The following is a 21,670-nucleotide window of genomic DNA, read 5'->3' on the forward strand; positions in this document are numbered from 1 at the left end:
ACGGGGAGGAGCAGGAGGGTGGCCGGGCCGGCCGGCCACCCGGCCACCCGGCCACCCGTCCGCGTGCCCGTGTGCTCCGAAGGATGGCCAAGTGAAAGAAGCCGTGTACATCGGCAGCGACCCGTCCCGGCGTCCCGACCTGGAAGCGTTGATGCGGTCCGTGGCCTGCGGCGACGAGCAGGCCTTCGCCGGTCTCTACGACGCCGTCGCCGGTCCGGTGCTCGGCGTCGTGCGCGCGGTGCTGCGCGACCGGGCCCAGTCCGAGGAGGTCACCCAGGACGTCCTGGTCGAGGTGTGGCGCACCGCGCCCCGCTTCGAGGCGGCGCGCGGCACCGCCATCAACTGGGTGCTCACCCTCGCCCATCGCCGTGCCGTGGACCGGGTCCGCTTCGCCGAGGCCACGGCCGCCCGGGACCACCGGGCGGCGCTGCTCGACCGGCTGCCCGAGTACGACGAGGTGACCGAGCAGGTCGAGATCCGGCTCGAACGCGAGCAGGTACGCCGCTGCCTGCGCACACTCACGGATCTGCAGCGCCAGTCCGTGACGCTCGCCTACTACCGGGGACTGACCTACCGCGAGGTGGCCGCCCAACTGTCCGTGCCGCTGGGGACGGTCAAGACCCGTCTGCGCGACGGTCTCATCCGACTGCGTGACTGCCTGGGAGTGAGCGCATGACGACCACCGCCGACCTGCACACCCTGACCGGTGCGTACGCGCTGCACGCCCTCCCGGACCAGGAGCGCGCCGAGTTCGAGGAACACCTCGCCGACTGCGCGGCCTGTGCCGACGAGGTGGCCGAACTGGCCGCCGCCGCGGTCAGGTTGGGGCTCGCCGTCGCCGCTCCGCCGCACCCCGCGATGAAGGCACGGGTCGTGGCCCGGGTCCCCGCCGTCCGCCAGGACGTTCCACGGGTCCGCCTGCCCGCTCCGTCCCGCGCGCTCACCCGGCGGCTCGGACACTGGACACTGGCCGCCTGCGTGGCGGCCGCCGCGGGGCTCGCCGGGACCACGGTCTGGCAGCACACCAGGGCCGACGACGCGGGGCGGCGGGAGAGCGCGGCCCGGCAGCGTGCGGACGACCTCGCGGCGGTCCTCTCGGCCCCCGACGTGACATCCCGCCACGTGCGCCTCGCGGACGGGGCGGCCGGCACGCTTCTCGTCTCCAGGCGCCGTGACCAAGGGGCCTTCGTGGCCTCCGGGATGGCGGTGCCGCCCCGCGGCAAGGTCTACCAGCTCTGGTTCGACGACTCCGGAACCATGCGGCCGGCCGGGCTGATGGACTCCCACCGGGTCACGCAGGCCGTGCTGTTGGACGGGTCGCCCGGCGGGGCCTCCGCGGTGGGCATCACGGTGGAACCGGCCGGCGGTTCGGCCCGCCCGACCTCGGCGCCGGTCGCCCTCATGGAGTTGCCCGTCTGAGCACGGGCGGGGGCCGCCGTGGCGTCGGCGGTCCGGGGGTGTCGCGCCCGGGGTCCGGAGCATCGCCCCCGCGGTTCGGGTCAGTTCACCGTAAAGAACCTTGACAGTTGATTGGTCTAGTCCAACGATGGTCGCTGTTCGTTCCTGGTCCAGCGGGAGCCCTCCGGCACGCACCGTCCCGGCAGGCTCCCGCGGTGATGCCCTTCCGCTCATCCCGCCTGCTCTTTTCCACCATGGGAGCGTCAATGAGACGACCTGGTCCGCTTCGCACCTTGCTGTCCTGCATGACCGTGACCGCCCTGTCCGCCGGGCTGGTCGTCCTCGGCGGAGGCGGCGCGCTGGCCGCGGCACCGGCCCGCTCGCACGCCCCGAAGCCGCTCCCCGCGCACGTGGCGGCGCCGTACTTCGAGGCGTGGACCGGCGAGAGCCCGGCCGCGCTCGCCGCCGCGTCGGGCAACAAGTACCTCACGATGGCCTTCCTCCAGACGGACGCGCCGGGCTCGTGCACCGCGTACTGGAACGGCGCCACCGCCCAGCCGATCGACAAGGCGTCCTTCGGCGCGGACATCGCCCGGATCCAGGCCCGCGGCGGCAACGTCATCCCGTCCTTCGGCGGCTACAGCGCCGACACCACCGGCACCGAACTCGCCGACAGCTGCACCAGCGTGGACGCCATCGCCAAGGTGTACGAGAGCCTCGTCACGACGTACGGCGTCACCCGTATCGACCTCGACATCGAGGCCGACTCGATCAACAACACCGCCGGGATCGACCGCCGCAACAAGGCCATCGCCAAGGTCCAGCGCTGGGCCGAACGCACCCGCCACCACGTGCAGTTCTCCTACACGCTGCCCACCTTCGCCAACGGTCTCGCGCCCAGCGGGGTGGCCCTGCTGCGCAACGCCGTCGACAACGGCGCACGCGTGGACGTCGTCAACATCATGACCTTCGACTACTGGGACGGCGCCACCCACGACATGGCGGCCGACACCAGGACCGCCGCGACCGGACTGCACGACCAACTGGCCGCGCTGCACCCGGAGAAGTCCCCGGCGAAGCTGTGGAACACGATCGGCGTCACCGAGATGCCCGGCATCGACGACTACGGCCCCGAGGAGACCTTCACCACCCAGGACGCCGTCGCGGTCGAGAAGTGGGCCGCCGCCAGGGGCATCAACACACTCTCCTTCTGGGCCCTCCAGCGCGACAACGGCGGCTGCGTGGGCACGGCGGGCGCCAACGCCTGCTCCGGAATCGCCCAGGACACCTGGTACTTCAGCCACACCTTCGAGCGCTTCACGCACGGCGGCCGCTGACGCCTCACGCACGCCGTCCGCCGGCGATGAGGGTCCACGTACGGCGTTCGCCCAGCGGCTCGCGCAGGCGGCCGTGGCGCCGTCGGGGCCCGCCCGGAATCCGGGCGGGCCCCGACGGCATGCTGTTCCGCCGTGATCGGCCCGTCTCACATGCCGTACGGACTCGACGGGGGAGCTGTCCTGCGGAGGTCGCGCAGGTGGGGTGGCAGCACCGGTGCCCTGGGCGGGCCGAGGAGCTGGGGAGCGGCGCCGGTGCGGGCGAGGAGCTGTGAGGTCTGGGGGGAGGGGTGGTGCAGCCGCAGCGACGCGTGCGCCGTGGCGGCGTGCTCCGACGCGTCCAGGAAGACCTTCAGACCACTGTCGTCGCAGGAGCCGAGGGGGGTCAGATCGACGTCGATGGTGCTGATGCCGTCGTCCAGGCACCCCTCCAGGGCGGCACGCACCCGGGGCGCCGTGGCCGGATCGATCTCACCGGCCAGGGTGATCAGTGCCCGGTTCCTCCGGTCGTGCCGGTAGATGGTCAGACGCGGTAGGGACATGACGCCTCCGTTCCGGGGACTCGCCGGGCTTCGCAGGTCCGGCCGGTCCCGACGAGGTCCGGGCCGAGGTCCGGGCGGTGCACCGCCCACGCCGGAGCGGGCAGGCCCCGGTGGCGACGGGCATCGGACAGAGGGTGACGGTCACGAAGGCGTCCATGACAGCGTCGTCCTTCGCCGGTGACCGGGCGGCGGCGGGGCCGCAGGCCGTGGCGCGTCGCTTCGAAGGTCGCGGACATGACGCGGACCCGTCTCCGGGCCGCTCTCGCACCGCGGTCCGGGTCTCATCACTCGCCGGGAACGACCCGGCGCGGATGCCGGCGCACGAAATACTCTCGGTACACCAAACCTACTCCGCCGCCCCCGGGCGTCCCCGTGCCGGAACCTCCCGTGCGGGAACCTCCCGTGCCGGAACCGCCCGGCGTCGCGGCGGCCGGAGCGACCGGCAGGAGTACGGTGGAGGAGCCGAGGGCACCTCGTATGCCGGTGATCGGACCGGTCTCGTCCTCGCCGCGCAGCAGATACGGGCCGCTCCGGTCCGGGGCAGGTTCCGCCCTATGACGTCCGAAGCCACACGTCGCCCGCCCGGTCCGCAGCGCGCAGACTCCCCCGGCACGGACTCCGTCGGCACGGACTCCCCCGGCACGGACTCCCCCGGCACGGACTCCCCCAGCACGGACTCCCCCAGCACGGACTCCGTCAGCACGGCCTCCCCCCAGACCGCCGGCGTACGGACGGACGCGCCGGGCCGGGTGGAGGTCCGCATCGTCTCCGGGGACCCCGAAGCGGCGCGGCGCGTCGCGGACGCGCTCCGGGTGCTGTTCGCCGGCGACGAGCAGCGCAGTTATCCGGACGGCCCCGCGGGAACCGGCACGCGACTGCACCTCACGCTCGACGCCTCGCACACCGCCGGACCGCTCCGTCCCTGGCTCGACACCAGCAGGCCGCCCGCCGACCGCACCCACCGGGGCGAGACGGTCTGACGGCCCCGCCGCCGAACCCACCCGGACCCCCGCGCATTCCCCGGAAGCAGTCGAAGAGGCGCAGCCCACGACCCCGGCCGCACGGTCGTCACCGAGGCCGAGGAGCGCCCGACGTCTCCCGGTCCCCTCCACTCCGGCCGCCGCGCTTCACTCGCCCCCGCCCTCGCCCCAGGAGTTCCGATGACTCTCGCCCCGCCGCCCCCGCTCTTCTCCCCGGTCGGTGTCCGCCTGCGCCTGGCGGCCCAGCCCGAGCACGGCCGCATGCCCCGGCCCATCGACGGCGCCTGGTGGCCCCGCTCGTACGACCTGACCGCCGAACTGCCCTGGCTGCTCGGCGGACTTCCGCGTTCCTGGGGGCGGATCGAGGGCGTTCTGGTGGACGGGGCCGAGTGGTCCCCGTTCCCGGGCCGGCTGTTCGTCGCGGGCGAGGTCGTGCGCCTGCGCCGGACGACCCCCAGGCACGCCCCGCCCACCGTCTGTCTGGTGACTCCCGGCCGAGGCCGGTGGGACCTCCTGGTGGTGTCGCCCACCGCCACGGAGGAGGAGGCCGGCCGACTTATGGAAGGCGCTGTGGGGGCTGTGGGCGCGGTGGAGGACGGCGTGGTGTGAGCGGGCCGTAGGCCGCCCGCGATCAGGATCCGTGAAGGGTGACCCCGATCGCGTCGTCACTCCCCGCGGAGCTTCGCCGTGGCGAACTCCCGCATCCCGGCCTCGAAGCCGACCTCGGCCTTCCAGCCCAGGTCGGCGCGGAGCCGGGAGGAGTCCGCCGTGATGTGGCGTACGTCGCCCAGGCGGTACTCACCGGTCACCACGGGTTTGGGCCCGCCGTACGCTGCGGCCAGCGCCCGTGCCATCGCCCCGACCGTGTGCGGCTCCCCGCTGCCGGTGTTGTACGCGGTCAGCGCGCCGTCCCCGGATTCGGCCGTGAGCGCGGCCACGTTGGCCGCCGCCACATCCCGTACGTGCACGAAGTCCCGTCGCTGGCGCCCGTCCTCGAAGACACGCGGCGCCCTGCCGTGGGCGAGGGCGGACCGGAAGAAGGAGGCGACGCCCGCGTACGGGGTGTCGCGCGGCATACCGGGGCCGTAGACGTTGTGGTAGCGCAGCGACACCGCGGAGCCGCCCGTGGCCCGGGCCCAGGCCGCCGCCAGATGCTCCTGGGCCAGTTTGGTCGTCGCGTACACGTTGCGGGGGTCGGCCGGCGCGTCCTCGCCGACGAGCCCCGGGGTCAGTTCCTCACCGCACCGAGGGCACCGGGGTTCGAACCGTCCCGCGTCCAGATCGGCCACGGCCCGGGGGCCCGGCCGCACCACACCGTGCCACTCGCACGCGTACCGCCCCTCCCCGTACACCACCATCGACCCGGCGAGCACGAGCCGCCGCACTCCCGCCTCCGCCATGGCGGCCAGCAGTACCGCCGTACCGAGGTCGTTGCGCGACACGTACTCCACCGCGTCACCGAACCCCGTTCCCAGCCCGACCATCGCCGCCTGATGGCAGACGGCGTCCACGCCCGGCAGCGCGGCCGCCACCGCTCCGGCGTCGCGCACGTCCAGGCCGTCGCGCAGGTCGAACACGACGGGTTCGTGCCCGTCTCGCGCCAGCGCCTCGACGACATGGGACCCGATGAACCCGGCACCGCCGGTGACCAGTACACGCATGCCGGGCACGTTAGGCCCCGGAGCTGCGCCGCCACAGCGCCACGCCGGGCATGTCACCGCTCCGTAAGACGTCGCCCGGCCGCCCGCGTCGGATCCGGGTTCAGTGGTCGTCGCGGATGCTGGTCGCGATGCCGTTGCTGATCACGACCTCGGCGCCGAAGCCCTTCTTGGCGGCCGTCTCCAGCTCGTCCTCGGTGCATTTGGTGCCGTCCTGGCCGGCTGCGCCCGGGGCACCGCAGATGTCGTCGTAGCCCACGATCTCGGTGTCCTCGGCTACGAGGAACTCCTGCTCGCTGCCCTTCATGTCGGAGACCGTGTACTTGCCCGGAGCGACGAAGGAGACGTTGCCGAACCAGGTGCCGTTGACGCCCTTGCCCTTGTTGATGCCCTCGACGGCGGTGTCACGGGCGTCGGAGCCCGAGCCGGAACCCGAGCCCGAGCCGGAATCCGAGCCGGAACCCGAGCCGGAGCCGGAGCCCGGCTGGGCGGCGCGCCGCTCGGTCACCAGGGTCGCGACGCCGTTCTTCATCTGCACGTCGGCGCCCACGGCGGCCTTCTTGGTCGCCGCCTCCAACTGGTCCAGCGTGCAGGGCGCGTCCACCTTGGCCCCCGCCTCGCCGCAGATCGTGCCGGTGCCGTAGACCTCGGTGTCGTCGGCGACCCAGAACTCCTGGCCCTGCTTGCCCGGCACGGACACCATGTACTTGCCCGGGGCGAGGTAGCTGACCTTGCCGTTCTTGAACGAGCCGCTGACGCCCTTGGAGTTGGCCGGGAACTTGGCGTTCTTGGCGTCCGAGACCTTCTCCGCGACGGCCGTCGCGCCCGTTCCGCTCTTGCCGGACGAGTGGGCGTCGGTGCCGCTCTGGCATGCCGTCATCAGCAGCCCGGCGGTGATCGCGACGGAGGCGAAGACGGCCTTGCGCAGGTGGCGGTTCATCACGGGAGGTTCCTTCCGGCGGGACGGTGGGGAGGCGACGGCGTTGCCGGTCTCCCGCTCTGTGCCGACTATGAGGGCTGCCCGGGTCCGCAGGTCACGCCCGTCGTTCCTTCCGGACACCGCCGTGGCAGCGTCGTGACACAGCAACACTTCGGCCGGGGAGGGCGGTTGGACGACGCGCCGCCTTGCGGGGGTACGCGAGGAGGGTGAGCCAGGGGTGTACGCGTCGCCAGGACTGATGGCTTCCCCGATTCCGACGGATCCGACGGATCCGACGGATCCGGTGGGTCAGCGCACGGGGAAGCCGAAGGAGTAGCCCTGCTGCTTGAGCCAGGGCAGGACCCGGCGCAGCGCTTCGACGGTCTGGGAGCGGTCGCCGCCCGCATCGTGGAAGAGAAGCGTCGGCCCGTTGGGGAGCTCGCGCTGGACGGTGGCGACGATGGCGTCCGTGCCCGGCCGCTCGAAGTCCTTGGTGTCCACGTTCCAGCCCAGCGGGCGCATGCCCCGGGAAGCGGCGAGCTTGCGGCTGTCGGGGGTGAAGGCGCCGCCGGGGGCCCGGTAGTACATCGGCCGGACGCCCCCGGACGCCTTGGTGATCATGCTTTCGGCGTCGAGTATCTGCTGTGACCGGTAGGCCGGGGACTTCTTGTCCATCGTGGTGTCGTGCGACACCGTGTGGTCGCAGAGCCGGTGTCCGGCCGCGACCACCTTCTTCACGAGGTCCGGGTGGGCCTGCGCCTGCGTCCCCACCATGCAGAACGTGGCCTTCACCCCGTACTCCCGCAACACATCGAGGACTTGGGGGGTCCATACGGGGTCGGGACCGTCGTCGATGGTGATGTTGACGCCGTGCGCCCCCTTGTCCGAGGCGTGCGCGATGGTCATCGCGACCGTCCTGACGTCACTGCGCGGCGCGGCCGTCGCGGTCGCCTTCGGCGAGGGGCCGCCCACGGCGCCGGCCTGCGCGGTCCACATCGAGGCACCGACGGCGAACACCGTCACCCCGAGCGCCGCCCCGACCAGCTTGCCGTACCAGCCCCGTGTTCCGCCGTGCCGCGCCATGTCCGCCCCGCTCTCGCCCAGTGCCCCGTCGATCCCGGTCGCGTCGCGACCACTTGGCAGGACGAAGGATTCCGGTCACGGGATGCGTCCGTTACCGATCACGGACAATCCCGGGGGAGTTCACGGACAACCGGGCCGGACGCGGACCAGAGAGAACCCCCGGGTCACCGGCCTGGGAGTTTCGTCGGCTCACAGGGAGCGGGTGACGAGAACCGAACTCGCGCTCTCGGCCTGGGGTACCGGCCGCGGACCACGGCACCGCCGCGATCCTCACCCTCGGCCAGCGTGACTTCCGTGCATCGTACGGCCTTTGGACCGCCACCAGGCATTCCGGTCCCTGCCCGACGATCAGCCGCCATGACGGGCTTCCGGCATCGAAGTCCCACTCGGTGAGGGGGACTTCGGCAGGCATCGCCGCCGCCGCGCGCACAACGTCGGTCAGGTCCGCGCTCCGCGTGCCCCATCTTCGTGCGCCCAGGGACGATCCGCACGGTGCGCGGTGATGGCCCCGGCCGGTCAGGTGGGCCCGTCAGGCTCCCGGGAGAAGGCCGTGTCGCCGGCCATCGCCACGATCGCGTCCTTGACGAGCAGCAGGCGCGGCGGGTAGCTCTGCACCTTGTCCCCGGGGTCGTCCAGTGCGGAAGTGCGCCAGACCTCCGCTCCGGTGCGGCTGTCCAGTGCCAGCAGACGGCCGAAGCGGTTGGAGAAATAGACCCGCTTGTACGTCGCCGACACCGCGGGCGCGGACAGACTCTCCATGTCCGTCACCTTCTGCCAGAGTTGTTTGCCGCTGTCCGCCGACACCGCGGTGACCGATCCGTCGGACCGGACGAAGTAGACGACGCCGTCCACAAGGGTGGCCGCGCCGGTCAGCGGATGTGCCAGCGGTATCCGTCTGACCTGCCCGGTTTCCGAGGCCACCCGCAGCAGTGCGTTGTACGGCCGTTCGTACCCGGCTTCGTACACGTCCTTGGCGGTCTGGGGGGCGAGGAACAGGGGTTGCCCGTCGACAGCGCCGAGCGCCTCCGCCTTCTTGGGGAGTGTGGCCGTTTCGGACAGGCTGCCGGGTCCGAGTTTCATCAGCTCGACCGGGGTGTGGCCGGGCTCGTTGCCCGCCGAGCACAGGGCGTAGGGGGCGCCTCCCAGCGCCGACGGAGTGCAGTACTCGTCCAGGGAGGGTGCCCGCCACAGTTCCTTGCCGGAAGGCCCGTAAGCCATGAACGACGAGGAGTCGGGGGACAGGGTCAGCAGTCCGCCGTCGTACAGGACCGCCTCCTCGGACGTGTTGATGTCGCGTTGCCACCGCCGGTGCCCGGTACCGGCGTCGAGGGCCACCACGCGCCTGGTCCTGTCGTCCGGTTCCTCGTACATGTAGACCAGCCCGTCGCGAACGCCGACCGGCTGCGTCCCCTGAGGGCGGGTGCCGGCCCGCCACAGGGTGCGGCCGGAGGCCGCGTCGATCCTGGCGGCCGTGAAACCCGTACCGCCACAGAACAGGGCGCTTCCCTCCGTCACGCATCCAGGGCTGTCGTAGTCGAGAGGGACACCCTTCACGTCGTGCCGCAGTTTCGTCCGCCACGGACGCCAGCCGTGGGGCAGCGAGGCGGCCTGGGCGGTGGCCGAGGCGGTCGCCGTGGTGGTGGCGGTGGCGGTGTCCGAATCGGACACGGAGACACCCACCCCGACACCCAGCCCCGTGACGGCCAGCACCGCACCGAGGCCGGTGAGCAGCATCCGGGCCCGGCGTCGCTTGCCGGTACCGATGCCGGTCGCGGCGCCCGCGGAGGTGGTGGCTGCGCTCCGAGGAGCGGGGCGGCGCCGGGGTTCCGCGGACCGCCCGGTCCTCGGGGACCCGGTGGCGTCGGATTCCGGCAGGGCCTGGAGCATGCGGTGTATGTCCGTCAGTTCCGGCCGCGCGGCCGGATCCTTGTCCAGGCAGCGTTCGACAATGTTCAGGAGCGCCTCGGGCACGCCGCCGAGGTCCGGGGTCCCGAACACCACCTGATAGCCGGTTATATACGGGCTGTCGGCGTCGAACGGTCCCGTGCCGACGGCCGCGAACACCAGCAGGGACCCCAGCGAGAACACGTCCGAGGCCGGGGTGACGTCCCGGGGAGAGGCCAGTTGTTCCGGTGACATGAAGGGCGGAGTGCCGATCATCCGCCCGGTCGTGGTGAGGCTCTGGTGGTCAGAAGCCCGCGATATGCCGAAGTCGATGACGCGCGGCCCGTCCTCGGTCATCAGGACGTTGCCCGGTTTGAGGTCCCGGTGCACCAGGCCCGCCCGCTGGATGTCGCGCAACGCCTCGGTGAGCCCCAGCCCCAGCGCACGCAGTTCCCGCTGGCTCAGCGGGCCGTCCTTCTGCACGACTTCGGCGAGGTTGAGCCCCGGCACGTAGAGCGTCGCCATCCACGGCTGGTCGGCGTCCGGGTCGGCGTCCACGACAGGCGCGGTGAAGGCGCCGCTCACTCTGCGCGCCGCTTCGATCTCCTGCCGGAAGCGCGTCCGGAACTCTTCCTCCTGGGCGTACGGCCCGTGCACGAGCTTGACCGCGACCTGCCGTCCCGAGGCGGCGACTCCCAGATAGACGACTCCCATGCCGCCCGCCCCGAGCCGGCCGAGAAGGGTGTACCCGCCTATGGACTCCGGGTCCCCGGTGCTCAGGGGCGTCATCGCCGATCATCCTTCCCAGCGCCTGCCTGCCTCACGGGGTTCAGAGTAGGGCTTGCCGCCCCGGAAACGGAGCCGCGCCTAGCACGTACTTCCGAGCGCGGAGCCTCGCCGGACACGGTGACCGGAGCCTCGTCCGCGACGTCGACACGCATGCGGCGGGACCGTTGTGGCCGCAGCGAGGTCGCTTTGCTCCCTCAACTCCCGGACCGCCGAACTGGGCCCAGTCCTGGTGCACTTGATCTGTTCGTGGCTGACGTACTCGGGCGGAGCTGAGTACTTGCGCTCTGGCCGGGGACGGAGTGAACGGTAACGCTTGGGTCATGCGTGAAGGACCACTGAAACCTGTTCCCCAGTTGGTGTCGATCCTCCTGCTGGCCGGGGTGTCGCTGGCGGCCTGGGCTGCCTGGCTGGGCTGGGACCAGCATCGTGACGTGCAACCTGACGGCACGACGACCGGTCCGTACGAGGCGTGGCAGGTGATCGGGCTGGTGCTGACTCTGCTCGCACCGGTGTACTGGGCGGCATCCCGGCGCTACATCGCGGGCGCCGTGCTCGGCACCACGGCCGGCCTCACCGTTGCTGCTTATTGCGACTGGTCGGACGACTCCAGCGGCCTCTTCATGGTCGGCGTGGGGTCGGTCACGATGGGAAGCCTCGTCGTGACCGCCGTCATCACCGTGATCGCCTCCGCGAAACGACAGGGCGGGCGACCTTCGGGACGAGTGTCACCCCCTCGCTGACCTGTGTCGGTGACGAGAATCGAACTCGCACTCTCAGCTTGGGAAGCTGCGGGCACTTGCGGCACGTTCGTGCCCTGACCTGGGCGAACGGTTGCGGTGCGGTCCCGTCGGGTCTGGCCGCTTTCACCGTGATTCCCCGCTGTTCCCCGCTCGATCTGGTGCGCTTGTGGTGCGGGAGCGGTGCTGTGTCGGGAAGCGGATCCCAAGCGGGCAGCGTCGGCGAACGGCGTTACCACTTCGGCCACTTGTTCGTGGTCTGGTAACGGCCGAGTCCATGTCGTGCGGTCAGTGCGACGATGTCGACGCCGTGCTCGGTGAGCGATTGGTCGATGAACTCGCGCAGTTGCTCGCGCTCGTCGGTTTCGTAGGCGCTTTCGTTGTGGGCTTCGTTCACGGCGTTCAAGGCCAGGACGACGCGTCCCGCGACGCCGATGATCTGTGCGTCGTCTGCCTCGCCCAGCCCGGGAAGCTCGCTCTTGAAGGTGTCGAGGACGGCATCGGTCGACGTGAGCAGTTCCTCGGGGGACGGTCCCGCCATGCACGCGCACTCAGGGTCCAGGGTGCCGGCGGCAAGCTCTTCGGCTTCTTTGGCTATGCAGTTGCGCCAGTTCGTCGTAGGTCTCTCAGCCAGGGAGCGGACCGTACAGCGAGAATGCTTCTTGAGGAGCAGGGTCAATGGCCCCCTGCTCACTGGAGACCGGCGGACGGCGCCTGGATCAACGACGGTGGGCGTATCAGAGGTGTTTGCCCTACTTGGTCGGCATAGCCGTCACCCAGACCGTCCACCACACCCTGCAAGTCCCCCGCTTGCCTCCCGAGTGCCGCGAACCAGGGGCGGAACCTCTGGGCTCCACCCCCATTCTCGTCATCTCCTGGCTTTACAATCCCGCCGTGATGTCGGCGCACGGTCGGTGCGCCGAGAAGGAGGGGGCTGTATGACACGTCAGAGGTTCAGGGGGAGATGGAGAGCCGTAGCCGTGGTCGTCGCGCTGGGGACCACGGCCCTGGGGCCGGTCACCCCTGCGGTGGCCGTGCACGGCGCGGTGCCGGGTGACTTCAACGGGGACGGGTACCGGGACGCGGTTCTGCCCGCACCGGGCGCGAATGTGGCCGGCAAGGACGGGGCCGGTGCCGTCGTCGTGCTGTACGGGTCGAAGTCGGGACTGTCGGCAAGCAGGCGGCAGGCCATCACGCAGAACAGTGCGGGCGTGCCGGACTCGGCCGAGGCGGGCGACGGGTTCGGGGCGGCCACTGCCACGGCCGACATCAACCGCGACGGCTTTGCCGACCTGGTGGTCGCCGCCCCCTACGAGGACACGTCCAAGGGCAACGACTCGGGCGCGGTCGTGGCGCTGTGGGGCAGCAAGAACGGGTTGACGAGCGCCACCGACCTGCCGAATCCCGCCAGACCCCACGACGGGGCGAGAGAGTACGGGCGCGATGTCGCTGTGTTCGCCGGCGGCCCCGGAGCCAAGACGCAGGTCGCGGTCGCCGGTACCGACGGTTCCGTCTACTTCACCGGGCCGTTCAGCCGTACCGGCACCTACGGGTCCAGGGCGTACAACCGGAACACGCCCTCCGTCGCGAGCGTCGCGCTCGGCGACTTCAACCACGACGGTGCCCCCGACCCGGTTGCCATCACTGTCCGTCTGGCCGGCCTCAGCGGCGGCGAGGTCTACAGGGGCCCTGGGATGATGTACGACGACTACATGGCCCAGGGCAACGGCCTCATCGCTGCCACCGGTGACATCAACGGCGACTCGTACGCCGACCTGGTGGTCGGCGACCCCGACGAGCCCGCCAAGGACGGCGTGGACGGGGCGCACGGCGGGCGTGTCCTGGTCTGGTACGGGGCGAAGCAGGGCATCCCCTTCGACGCCAAGCCGGTGCAGCTGACCCAGAACACTGCCGGAGTGCCCGGCACGAGTGACAAGGGCGATGACTTCGGCGGCGCACTTGCCGTGGCCGACCTCAACCGGGACGGACTCGCCGACATCGTGGTCGGGACCCCGTACGAGGGCAGGTCCCACGCTGGGCAGGTCACCATCATTCCGGGCCGCCGCTCCGGTGCGCTCGGCGCCGGATCGTACTCCTTCACCCAGGACACGGCCGACGTCCCGGACACCTCGGAGTCCGACGATGCGTTCGGCACGACGGTCGCCGTGGGAGACGTGAACGGGGACGGCAGGCCCGAGCTGTTCGTCAGCGCGGCATTCGAGAACATGGGCCCGGGTGCTGTCTGGGTCTTCCCCGGCACTACCACCGGCCCGACGGCACGGGGCTGCCACGAGTTCACCCCGTCCTCCGTCGGCCTCAGCGACCGCAGTCCCAGTTATCTGGGCGGCGCGGGCCTGCTCTGGATGATCTAACGCATTCCGCACCGGGGAGCGAACGGGCCCGGAACCCTTCCGAAGGGGTTCCGGGCCCGTCGGCGTCCTCATTTGCACGGTCCGTCAGTAGCCGTGACTCCTCGTCAGTTCCCGTTCGATCGGGCACGACAGGGACATGGGCACCTTATGATCCGTAGCTCTGCAGAGATCAGTCGCTGACGGTCATACCAGCCCCTCCACGGCCTTTGCAGGGCAATGATGGTTGGGGTCGGTTGCTGTGGTTGCTGTACTTCGCTGCGGTACAGCGACCGCTTGGGCCTTGCTCATCCATGTAGCGGCAAGTTCGCTTCGTCGTCGCTCATCGCGGTGTGGACGGTGAGGCAGGATGCGACGACATCGACCTCCGAAGGCCCTGCGATCCGAAGCCGCACCAACTCGGGTAGCTCGGAAGAGCGGTCGATGAGACCGATGGCATGGTCAGGCCATGGGTGTTCGAGACAGGAAGGCACATGAGTAGCCATCAGTCTGCGCTGGCTCTCGCAGAAGGGTGACGCCGGAGCGCTCGGGGTGTTTGCCGAGGGAACCCGCTTGAACCGAGCTGCTGCTGAGGACATGCAGAAGGGGTTCAATGTGCCGCAGGATCTCATCGATTCGATCAAGGGTGCCCCGGTCGAGAAGACCGACGAGAGTGAGATCCTCCGCAAGTTCCAGGCGCAGTGCGATGAAATCTCTCCGAAGAGGGAGCTGTGCTCCGTGTACCGCTACCTCTGCGACTACGCGCACCCCAGTGCAACCAGCGCTTCTGAGTTCGTCGAGTGGACGACCGAGCCCCCTGGCCTTCGGACGGATCCCAAGGGGAGTGCCGCATCCGTGGGGGAGGTCACTCTTGCCATGTGCCTGGTCTGGGCAGGTCGGGCTTTCGATGAAATGATCAACGGCAAGCCGCGCAAGCAGTTCTTGCGTTCGGTTGCGAGGGAGCTCCGATTGGCTCCGGTCCTCCCACCGCTGAACTAGCTGAGCGGTGTGGTCGGCCGTAGTGGTGCGGATATGGTGCGCGCCCCACTCGCAGGTCTAGACGACAAAGAACCCCCAGGTTATCGACCTGGGGGTTTCACATGGAGCGGGTGACGAGAATCGAACTCGCACTCTCAGCTTGGGAAGCTGATGTTCTACCACTAAACTACACCCGCGTAAGACATCGGTTGGACCGGTGTCGAATGCCCGCTCACTCTACCTCATGCCTGGCCCCCGGCGCTGAAGCCGCGGGGCCGGTGCGCGTTTCGGGGGATGGACACGGCTGCGGGGGAACGGAGTTGGGGCGTACGGTGGAGGCGAGGGAGAGGGTCCTGGCGGGGCCGGAGTGCCGCCTGGAGAGCCGTCCCATTCATCCCGTAATGTGGCTTTCGTCGTCAGTCACGCCAGTGCCTGGCGAAGGCTCTTGGGGAAGGGACTCTGTGGACTTGATGGAGCGCACCGTCGTCCGATGTGCCGAGGGGCACGTGTTCAGCACCGCTTCGTTCCCGATGCAGAAGGCGGAGCGGCTCGGACCCGGTCGATTGATCCGGTGCCCGCGGTGCGCGCGGCTGCGGAACGTCGTTCCGGTGGCGTTGGAGAAGCAGTAACGGCAACCGCTGAGCGGTCTCAGCAGGCGTAGGCGTGGGGCTGTCCACAATTGTGGGCAGCCCCACGCGTATCCTCGGGGCGTGCTTCTCTCAGACAAGGACATCCGGGCCGAGATCGGCGCCGGCCGGGTGCGGATCGCTCCGTACGACGAATCCATGGTGCAGCCGTCGAGTATCGACGTGCGGCTCGACCGCTATTTCCGGGTGTTCGAGAATCACCGCTACCCCCACATCGACCCCTCCATCGAGCAGGCGGATCTGACGCGGCTGGTCGAGCCCGAGGGCGACGAGCCGTTCATCCTGCACCCCGGCGAGTTCGTCCTCGCCAGTACGTACGAGGTCATCACGCTGCCGGACGACCTCGCCTCGCGGCTCGAGGGCAAGAGCTCCCTCGGGCGGCTCGGCCTCGTCACGCACTCCACCGCGGGGTTCATCGATCCCGGCTTCTCCGGGCACGTGACCCTGGAGCTGTCCAACCTGGCGACGCTGCCCATCAAGCTCTGGCCGGGCATGAAGATCGGGCAGCTGTGCATGTTCCAGCTCAGCTCGCCGGCCGAGTTCCCGTACGGCAGTGACCGGTACGGCTCCCGCTACCAGGGGCAGCGCGGACCGACCGCCTCCCGGTCCTTCCTCAACTTCCACCGGACCCAGGTCTGAGGGCGTGAGCATGACCGGAGCGCGGGAGAACCTCACCTACGAGCGGTTCGGGACCGCCGTCCGTGAACTCGCCCAGACCATCGCCGACGACGGATACGAGCCGGACATAGTGCTCTCCATCGCGCGCGGGGGTGTCTTCGTCGCGGGCGGCCTCGCTTATGCCCTCGACTGCAAGAACATCCACCTGGTGAACGTCGAGTTCTACACGGGCGTCGGAACCACGCTCGAGATGCCCGTCATGCTCGCCCCCGTCCCCAACGTGATTGACTTCTCCGACAAGAAGGTCCTGATCACGGACGACGTCGCCGACACCGGCAAGACCCTCAAACTCGTCCACGACTTCTGCGTCGACACCGTTGCCGAGGTCCGCAGCGCCGTGATCTACGAGAAGCCCCACTCACTCGTGAAATGCGAGTATGTGTGGAAGCGGACCGATGAATGGATCAACTTCCCGTGGAGTGTTCTGCCTCCGGTACGTAAGGCGGGGGAGCCGATCACGCCGTCGAAAGACGCGCTCTGAGCCGGTGGGCTGGGTGACCTGTCGGCCGAGCAGTCGTCGGGCCCGCGGGGCACGGCCGGGCGGTTCGGGTCCTCAGTCGGAACTTGTGGCGCTCGGACGTATGTCGTTCAGACTGTCGACGATCGTCACAGACGGATGCGCAGGCGCGGGCACCTGAATGAGAATGGGGACGTAGACCACGTCCCCGTGTCTGAACTCGGCCTTCCATGAATTCCGGTAGCACACGATCTCATTCGGGCTGCCGTGCGTCGCATAGCACTGAAGTGCCGACTTCATGGATGCGGCCCGCGAATTCTGAGAAAGAGCGTCTGCTTCACCCGCTGACGCACTCCATGCACCCAGCGCCATGGAACAGCAGGCCGCGACCAGTCCGACACTCCGCAAGGCTGCTTTCTTCATTCTCATCACCCTGAAAGCTGAAGCAAGCTGCGAGTGCACTGATGCGTTCCAGTGTCGCACGCCGGGTGGATGTGCGTCGGATGATCTCCGCGTCCCCGGCGCCATTTCAGTGGGGCGGAAATCGAGCCGGGCCCGCCCTATCGGCGATCGGAATGGTGGAGTTTGCGAGCGGCTTCGTGGCGGGTGTGGACGCCGAGTTTGTTCAGTATCGCGCCGACGTGATGCCCGGCCGTCTTGGGAGTGATATAGAGACGGGCCGCGATCTCGGCATCCGTCAGGTCCTCGTGCAGCAGCTTCAGGACGTCCAGCTCCCGGTTGGTCAGCCCGTACGGATTGGCCCGGGTGGCCGCCCGGGGGCCTCGCCGGATCGGGCGGACGCCCCGGGCACGCATCACGGCGCGGGCGTGCGCCACGGCCGGCCGGGCGCCGAGGGCCTCGAGGGCTGCCAGGGCCTGGTGCAGCGCGGGCCCGTCGCCGGAAAGGCGGGCCAGCGCGGCGTCGTACGGGCAGCCGAGCGTGTCCCATCGTGCCGCGGCGCCGGCCCAGTCGCCGGCCAGCTCGAGCGCGTAGGGTTCGGCCGCCGGCACCTGCGGGGGTGTCCCTCCGGCGCGGCGGATCCAGCAGGCCAGCGCCCCGGACAGCCAGGGATGGCTGCGCTCCGCCAACGCGTCCAGACCGCGTCGTGCCTCCGCCCGAACCCGCTCGTGGTCGCCGGACAGCCAGGCCGCCTCGACCCGGGCCTCCCACCCCAGGCCCGTGGCCGTCAGGCAGTCCGGGTCCACGAGGCTCGCCGCCTGCTCGAGCAGCGGCCACACCTGGGCCTTGCCCTGCCGGGCTCGCACCAGCCCCAGGACGGTGAAGGCCAGGGCTCTGACGATCGGTGGTGAGTGGGGGTGGGACAGCACTTCCTGTGCGGCATCGGCCGCCTGGGTCCACAGGCCCCGGTTCAACAGCCCCCAGCTGCCCCAGATCCTCGTGCACAGCAGGTGGAACAGCAGGTCGTGATCGAGGCAGTGGGCTTCCGCCCGGGTCACGGCCGCGGTGGTCCTGTCGACGTCATGCCGCAGCGCGGCGAACCAGCACATGACGAGCGCGCAGGAGGCCGCGTCCACCGGCAGATCCTGTGCCATCGCGCTGGCCACCGCCTGCTCGCAGTCCTCCCAGCCGGACCCTTCGCTCAGCATCCGTGCCGCCGCGGCGTGGAAGCGCGCCTGGACGACCACCCCCGCGTCGCCGAAGCGCTCACCGAGAGCGATCGCCTTCTCGGCGTGTGCGGCGGTCACCGCCACCGCCTCGTGTTCGTAGCAGGCCAGTTGGCAGAGGTTCAGGTACGCCCAGGACAGCTCCTTGTTCGGTCCCAGTTCCTCGAGCACCCGCACCGCGTCCAGGGCGGTCTGTCCCGACTCGGCGGTCCGTCCCGCTGGCCACAGCGAGTACGACAGCCGGCGCAGGTCCTCCCCCTCGTGCAGCCGGTCGCCCGCCGTACGCCGCAGCCGTACCGCCGTACGGCGGGATTCGACCGCTTCCTCCAGTCGGCTCGACAGGAGACAGGCCTGCGCGTGTCCTTCCAGCAGGGAGGTCTGCTGGTCGAGGGGCAGGCGGTCGGCGTGCCGCAGGGCGCGGGCGTACTGGGCGGCCGCTTCCCGGTGCGCGCCTGTCGCGGCGGCATGGGCGGCCGCCGCGGGCGCGTACTCCAATACGGCGGTCGGATCGCCGGCGGCCTCGGAATGATCGGCCAGCAGCGCCAGATCATCCGCGGTGACCGGGCCGGCCCGCATCGCCGCCAGCACCTGCTGGTGTACCCGCAGCCGGCATGCGGCAGGGACGGTCTCCAGCACCGCGAGCCGGGTCAGCTCATGGCGGAATTCGGTCGCCTGTCCGTCGGTGCGGACAATTCCGCAGGCCACGGCCTCCTCGAGTGCTTCTTCCGGGGCCGGCAGGACACCGGCAAGCAGCGGTGGCGAGACCCGGTGGCCCAGGACGGCCAGCACGTCGACGACCGTGCGTGCGGCGGCCGAGAGGCCGGCAAGGCGGCCGGCCACGGCCTCGCGCACCGTGGCCGGGATGGTCTCGGCCGGGGAGGCCAGGATCTCGGTGACGATGAACGGGTTGCCGGCGGAGACGTGGTACAGCTGTTCGACGTCGACGGCGTGTCCGGTGGCCAGCCGGGCCACGGCCGGGCGGCTCAGGGGTGCCAGGTCGTGGCGGTGCACCCACGAATAGCCCGCCAGAGTGCCGAGGAGAGCGGTCAAGTGGTGGGTGCGGCCGACCTCGTCGTCGCGGTAGGTGGCCACCACCAGGGCCGGAACGGTCGGCAGGCGCCGCGCCAGGTGGCGCAGCAGATCCATGGTGGCCTCGTCGGCCCAGTGGACGTCTTCCAGGACCAGCAGGCTGGGATAGGCGCTCAGGTCGGCGAGCAGGCAGTCGAAGACCTCGTCGGAACGGCAGGTGCCTGCCAGGGCCCCGGTCAGGGCCGTGCGTACCGCCGGTCCCAGGCGTGGAGCCAAGTCCATCAGAGGGCCCAGAGGACGGGGGGTCGCCAGCGGGTCGCAAGCACCGGCCAGCACCCTGATACGGGGGTCGGCGAGCTGGGCCAGACGGCGGACGACGCTGGTCTTGCCGATGCCGGCCTCGCCGCGCACGAGTGCGAGGCGTCCAGGGCCGCTCACGGCCGCCTGCAGGTGACCGGTGAGGTCCTGGAGCACGGCCTTTCGCTCTAGTAGGTCCATCACCAGCCATTTTCCCTCCGTGGGCGGAGCCGCGCAAAAGATCCAGATGGACCAGGGCAGGTCGGCTGGTGGGGTGGGTCGTGGAATGCCGGGGTGGGATGTGGGGTGCGCGGAGGTGGAAGTTGGGGTGTTCGCCCGATGTACCCCCGACTATCGCAGGGCATGCTGGCCTAGGAGTTCCAGAAACCGGGTCTACCGGTTCGCGGCTCAAACCGACCCGCGCCGAGAATATCGCGCGACCGCGCCTCCGAAATATCTCCGGCAGTGAATCCGGCCACAACACACGCAAAGCGAATGTTGCCGTCGGCTGTCGATCCATGAAATTTCGGAGCGCGGAGTGGTGTGAGTGCCAGGACCGGCTTAGTGAGCTGGTGGCATCTTTACGGAGAATTACTTCCGTAATCCACTGGGGCGGCAAATCGGAAGGCCCACATTCATCGGAAAGGGATCATCATGCTCAACAAGATCGCAAAGCGCGCGGCAATGCTGACTGCTTCGGTTGCTCTGGCCGCGGGAGGCGCAATGGTGCCCTCTGTCGCCTTCGCTGCTCCGGCACCTACAGGAACTCACGCGACAGCGCCGAGCGACAACAACAACAACAATAACAACAACAACAACCGACGGGGCGGGAACAACAACAACAATAACAACAACAACAACAACCGACGGGGCGGGAACAACAACAACAATAACAACAACGGAGGCCGAGGCGGGAACAACAACAATAACAACAACAACGGAGGTCGCGGAGCCAACAACAACAATAACAACAACAACGGCGGAGGCGGGAACAACAACAATAACAACAACAACAACAACGGAGGCCGCGGAGCCAACAACAATAACAACAACAACAACGGCGGGGGCGCGAACAACAACAACAATAACAACAACAACGGCGGAGGCGGGAACAACAACAATAACAACAACAACGGAGGCCGCGGAGCCAACAACAACAATAACAACAACAACGGCGGAGGCGGGAACAACAACAATAACAACAACAACAACAACGGAGGCCGCGGAGCCAACAACAATAACAACAACAACAACGGCGGGGGCGCGAACAACAACAACAATAACAACAACAACGGCGGAGGCGGGAACAACAACAACAACAACAACAACGGAGGCCGCGGAGCCAACAACAACAATAACAACAACAACAACGGCGGAGGCGCGAACAACAACAACAATAACAACAACAACGGCGGAGGCGGGAACAACAACAATAACAACAACAACGGAGGCCGCGGAGCCAACAACAACAATAACAACAACAACAACGGCGGGGGCGCGAACAACAACAACAATAACAACAACAACGGCGGAGGCGGGAACAACAACAATAACAACAACAACGGAGGCGGAGGGAACAACAACAATAACAACAACGGCTGAACTTCAAAGTCCGGAGGTCGGGTGGATAAAGTCACCCGACCTCCGGACTTTCGCGCGCCCGGCCCTGCTGGGGACGAGGTTGGCGTGGGAGCGCGTCGCCGGCGCCCGGATCTCGAGCTCAGGCTGTGGTGTGCCTGATCAGGCGGCGACCGGCTGTCGCCTCAGCTCTGATTGCAGTTGACGTTCTGATTGACGGAGGTGTTTCCCCGTCCGACCTGCCCCGTCGGATAACAGACCTGGAAGTTGAAGAGTCGTGTGATGCCCAGAACGGAGAGGAGCCCCCCGTTGTTGAGGCTCTGGCCTCCGATGTTGTTGTTATTGTTGTTGTTGTTCCTGCCGCCGTTGTTGTTGTTATTGTTGTTCGGGCCCCTGCCGATGTTGTTGTTATGGTTGTTATTCGTACCCCCACCATCGTTCGTGGTGTCCATGGTGTTCGGAGTTCCGAGAACCGGGAGGTGTCCCCCGTCTCCTTGGGCCTGGACGCCTCCGGCGCCGAAGAGAACCGCTGCCGTCGCGGCGATGCTGATCATGGAAATACTCTGGGTGAGCTTCACTCGACCAACCCTTCATCGTTCCTGTTGCCGAATCCTGAGTCTCGATGGACAGGATGGCGACGGCAGGTGTCGAACGATTACCAGGCACGCTTACGGGGTCCGCCCTTTCCCCCGTACAGCCCCGGATTTTC

General features: G+C 69.0%; 19 protein-coding genes and 2 tRNA genes. 11 read left to right on the forward strand and 10 right to left on the reverse strand.

The window, feature by feature from the left end; genetic code table 11:
* The first annotated feature begins 91 nt into the window (after nt 1-91).
* From HEP85_RS21590 to HEP85_RS21600, 3 genes are all read left to right on the forward strand, one after another.
* A complete protein-coding gene (locus HEP85_RS21590) occupies nt 92-676 on the forward strand; it encodes a sigma-70 family RNA polymerase sigma factor (protein ID WP_168529186.1) in 585 nt (194 codons plus the stop codon).
* Nucleotides 673-1,419 carry an anti-sigma factor gene (locus HEP85_RS21595; protein WP_369657797.1) on the forward strand — a complete coding sequence of 249 codons (747 nt, stop codon included), beginning with the start codon at nt 673-675 and terminating at the stop codon, nt 1,417-1,419. Before HEP85_RS21590 ends, HEP85_RS21595 begins: the two co-directional genes overlap by 4 nt.
* Before the next feature lie 284 nt (nt 1,420-1,703).
* Nucleotides 1,704-2,735: a chitinase gene (locus HEP85_RS21600; protein ID WP_348772413.1), complete on the forward strand. Its 1,032-nt coding sequence runs from the start codon at nt 1,704-1,706 to the stop codon at nt 2,733-2,735.
* A gap of 146 nt (nt 2,736-2,881) precedes the next feature.
* Here the strand turns inward: HEP85_RS21600 and HEP85_RS21605 are convergent, their stop codons facing one another.
* Complete coding sequence (locus tag HEP85_RS21605; RefSeq protein ID WP_168529188.1) at nt 2,882-3,274, reverse strand: STAS domain-containing protein; 393 nt, start codon at nt 3,272-3,274, stop codon at nt 2,882-2,884.
* Nucleotides 3,275-3,828: 554 nt separating this feature from the next.
* On the opposite strand from HEP85_RS21605, the gene HEP85_RS21610 reads away from it, so the two are divergent.
* Nucleotides 3,829-4,254 (forward strand): hypothetical protein, encoded by a 426-nt coding sequence (locus HEP85_RS21610; protein ID WP_348772414.1) that lies wholly within the window; start codon nt 3,829-3,831, stop codon nt 4,252-4,254.
* A gap of 180 nt (nt 4,255-4,434) precedes the next feature.
* Nucleotides 4,435-4,863: a DUF5994 family protein gene (locus HEP85_RS21615; RefSeq protein WP_168529189.1), complete on the forward strand. Its 429-nt coding sequence runs from the start codon at nt 4,435-4,437 to the stop codon at nt 4,861-4,863.
* A 56-nt stretch (nt 4,864-4,919) separates the two neighbouring features.
* Here the strand turns inward: HEP85_RS21615 and HEP85_RS21620 are convergent, their stop codons facing one another.
* The 4 genes from HEP85_RS21620 to HEP85_RS21635 form a co-directional block, all read right to left on the reverse strand.
* Nucleotides 4,920-5,915, reverse strand: a complete 996-nt coding sequence (locus HEP85_RS21620; protein ID WP_168529190.1) for an NAD(P)-dependent oxidoreductase — start codon at nt 5,913-5,915, stop codon at nt 4,920-4,922.
* A gap of 100 nt (nt 5,916-6,015) precedes the next feature.
* Entirely contained in the window at nt 6,016-6,852 is an 837-nt protein-coding gene (locus HEP85_RS21625) for a hypothetical protein (protein ID WP_211118240.1), read from the reverse strand.
* Between the two features lie 288 nt (nt 6,853-7,140).
* Nucleotides 7,141-7,914, reverse strand: coding sequence for a polysaccharide deacetylase family protein (locus HEP85_RS21630; protein ID WP_168529192.1), 774 nt, complete (start codon nt 7,912-7,914; stop codon nt 7,141-7,143).
* 516 nt (nt 7,915-8,430) lie between these two features.
* On the reverse strand, nt 8,431-10,587 hold the full coding sequence (locus HEP85_RS21635; RefSeq protein WP_168529193.1) for a PQQ-binding-like beta-propeller repeat protein: 2,157 nt from the start codon (nt 10,585-10,587) through the stop codon (nt 8,431-8,433).
* 320 nt (nt 10,588-10,907) lie between these two features.
* On the opposite strand from HEP85_RS21635, the gene HEP85_RS21640 reads away from it, so the two are divergent.
* Nucleotides 10,908-11,327: a hypothetical protein gene (locus tag HEP85_RS21640; RefSeq protein WP_168529194.1), complete on the forward strand. Its 420-nt coding sequence runs from the start codon at nt 10,908-10,910 to the stop codon at nt 11,325-11,327.
* A 4-nt stretch (nt 11,328-11,331) separates the two neighbouring features.
* Here HEP85_RS21640 and HEP85_RS21645 read toward each other — a convergent pair.
* Together HEP85_RS21645 and HEP85_RS21650 are read right to left on the reverse strand one after the other, a co-directional pair.
* Nucleotides 11,332-11,406 (reverse strand) — tRNA-Gly (locus HEP85_RS21645).
* 150 nt (nt 11,407-11,556) lie between these two features.
* The gene (locus HEP85_RS21650; RefSeq protein ID WP_248002029.1) at nt 11,557-11,865 is read right to left on the reverse strand and encodes a hypothetical protein; all 309 of its coding nucleotides are present in this window, start codon (nt 11,863-11,865) and stop codon (nt 11,557-11,559) included.
* Nucleotides 11,866-12,262: 397 nt separating this feature from the next.
* Between HEP85_RS21650 and HEP85_RS21655 the strand changes: the two genes are divergently transcribed.
* Both HEP85_RS21655 and HEP85_RS21660 read left to right on the forward strand, forming a co-directional pair.
* On the forward strand, nt 12,263-13,696 hold the full coding sequence (locus HEP85_RS21655) for an FG-GAP repeat protein (RefSeq protein ID WP_168529195.1): 1,434 nt from the start codon (nt 12,263-12,265) through the stop codon (nt 13,694-13,696).
* A 549-nt stretch (nt 13,697-14,245) separates the two neighbouring features.
* Complete coding sequence (locus HEP85_RS21660; RefSeq protein WP_369657798.1) at nt 14,246-14,671, forward strand: hypothetical protein; 426 nt, start codon at nt 14,246-14,248, stop codon at nt 14,669-14,671.
* Between the two features lie 102 nt (nt 14,672-14,773).
* Here the strand turns inward: HEP85_RS21660 and HEP85_RS21665 are convergent.
* Nucleotides 14,774-14,847, reverse strand: a tRNA-Gly gene (locus HEP85_RS21665).
* Between the two features lie 513 nt (nt 14,848-15,360).
* On the opposite strand from HEP85_RS21665, the gene dcd reads away from it, so the two are divergent.
* Together dcd and HEP85_RS21675 are read left to right on the forward strand one after the other, a co-directional pair.
* Nucleotides 15,361-15,936 carry a dCTP deaminase gene (gene dcd / locus HEP85_RS21670; RefSeq protein WP_168529197.1) on the forward strand — a complete coding sequence of 192 codons (576 nt, stop codon included), beginning with the start codon at nt 15,361-15,363 and terminating at the stop codon, nt 15,934-15,936.
* Nucleotides 15,937-15,946: 10 nt separating this feature from the next.
* Entirely contained in the window at nt 15,947-16,456 is a 510-nt protein-coding gene (locus HEP85_RS21675) for a phosphoribosyltransferase (RefSeq protein ID WP_168533869.1), read from the forward strand.
* Nucleotides 16,457-16,992: 536 nt separating this feature from the next.
* Here the strand turns inward: HEP85_RS21675 and HEP85_RS21680 are convergent.
* Complete coding sequence (locus HEP85_RS21680) at nt 16,993-19,584, reverse strand: helix-turn-helix transcriptional regulator (RefSeq protein ID WP_369658126.1); 2,592 nt, start codon at nt 19,582-19,584, stop codon at nt 16,993-16,995.
* Between the two features lie 522 nt (nt 19,585-20,106).
* Here HEP85_RS21680 and HEP85_RS21685 point away from each other — a divergent pair.
* Complete coding sequence (locus tag HEP85_RS21685) at nt 20,107-20,985, forward strand: hypothetical protein (RefSeq protein ID WP_168529198.1); 879 nt, start codon at nt 20,107-20,109, stop codon at nt 20,983-20,985.
* A 161-nt stretch (nt 20,986-21,146) separates the two neighbouring features.
* Here the strand turns inward: HEP85_RS21685 and HEP85_RS21690 are convergent, their stop codons facing one another.
* Nucleotides 21,147-21,515 (reverse strand): hypothetical protein, encoded by a 369-nt coding sequence (locus HEP85_RS21690; protein ID WP_168524953.1) that lies wholly within the window; start codon nt 21,513-21,515, stop codon nt 21,147-21,149.
* Nucleotides 21,516-21,670: the final 155 nt, after the last annotated feature.

Origin of the sequence: Streptomyces sp. RPA4-2 (assembly GCF_012273515.2) — a bacterium.
Classification (GTDB): Bacteria; Actinomycetota; Actinomycetes; order Streptomycetales; family Streptomycetaceae; genus Streptomyces; species Streptomyces kaempferi.

Coding starts and splice junctions, on each gene's coding strand:
- HEP85_RS21595 (WP_369657797.1), top strand. CDS start 673: ATGACGACCACCGCCGACCTGCACACCCTGACCGGTGCGTACGCGCTG.
- HEP85_RS21600 (WP_348772413.1), top strand. CDS start 1,704: ATGACCGTGACCGCCCTGTCCGCCGGGCTGGTCGTCCTCGGCGGAGGC.
- HEP85_RS21605 (WP_168529188.1), bottom strand. CDS start 3,274: ATGTCCCTACCGCGTCTGACCATCTACCGGCACGACCGGAGGAACCGG.
- HEP85_RS21610 (WP_348772414.1), top strand. CDS start 3,829: ATGACGTCCGAAGCCACACGTCGCCCGCCCGGTCCGCAGCGCGCAGAC.
- HEP85_RS21615 (WP_168529189.1), top strand. CDS start 4,435: ATGACTCTCGCCCCGCCGCCCCCGCTCTTCTCCCCGGTCGGTGTCCGC.
- HEP85_RS21620 (WP_168529190.1), bottom strand. CDS start 5,915: ATGCGTGTACTGGTCACCGGCGGTGCCGGGTTCATCGGGTCCCATGTC.
- HEP85_RS21625 (WP_211118240.1), bottom strand. CDS start 6,852: ATGAACCGCCACCTGCGCAAGGCCGTCTTCGCCTCCGTCGCGATCACC.
- HEP85_RS21630 (WP_168529192.1), bottom strand. CDS start 7,914: ATGGCGCGGCACGGCGGAACACGGGGCTGGTACGGCAAGCTGGTCGGG.
- HEP85_RS21635 (WP_168529193.1), bottom strand. CDS start 10,587: ATGACGCCCCTGAGCACCGGGGACCCGGAGTCCATAGGCGGGTACACC.
- HEP85_RS21640 (WP_168529194.1), top strand. CDS start 10,908: ATGCGTGAAGGACCACTGAAACCTGTTCCCCAGTTGGTGTCGATCCTC.
- HEP85_RS21650 (WP_248002029.1), bottom strand. CDS start 11,865: ATGGCGGGACCGTCCCCCGAGGAACTGCTCACGTCGACCGATGCCGTC.
- HEP85_RS21655 (WP_168529195.1), top strand. CDS start 12,263: ATGACACGTCAGAGGTTCAGGGGGAGATGGAGAGCCGTAGCCGTGGTC.
- HEP85_RS21675 (WP_168533869.1), top strand. CDS start 15,947: ATGACCGGAGCGCGGGAGAACCTCACCTACGAGCGGTTCGGGACCGCC.
- HEP85_RS21680 (WP_369658126.1), bottom strand. CDS start 19,584: ATGGACCTACTAGAGCGAAAGGCCGTGCTCCAGGACCTCACCGGTCAC.
- HEP85_RS21685 (WP_168529198.1), top strand. CDS start 20,107: ATGGTGCCCTCTGTCGCCTTCGCTGCTCCGGCACCTACAGGAACTCAC.
- HEP85_RS21690 (WP_168524953.1), bottom strand. CDS start 21,515: ATGATCAGCATCGCCGCGACGGCAGCGGTTCTCTTCGGCGCCGGAGGC.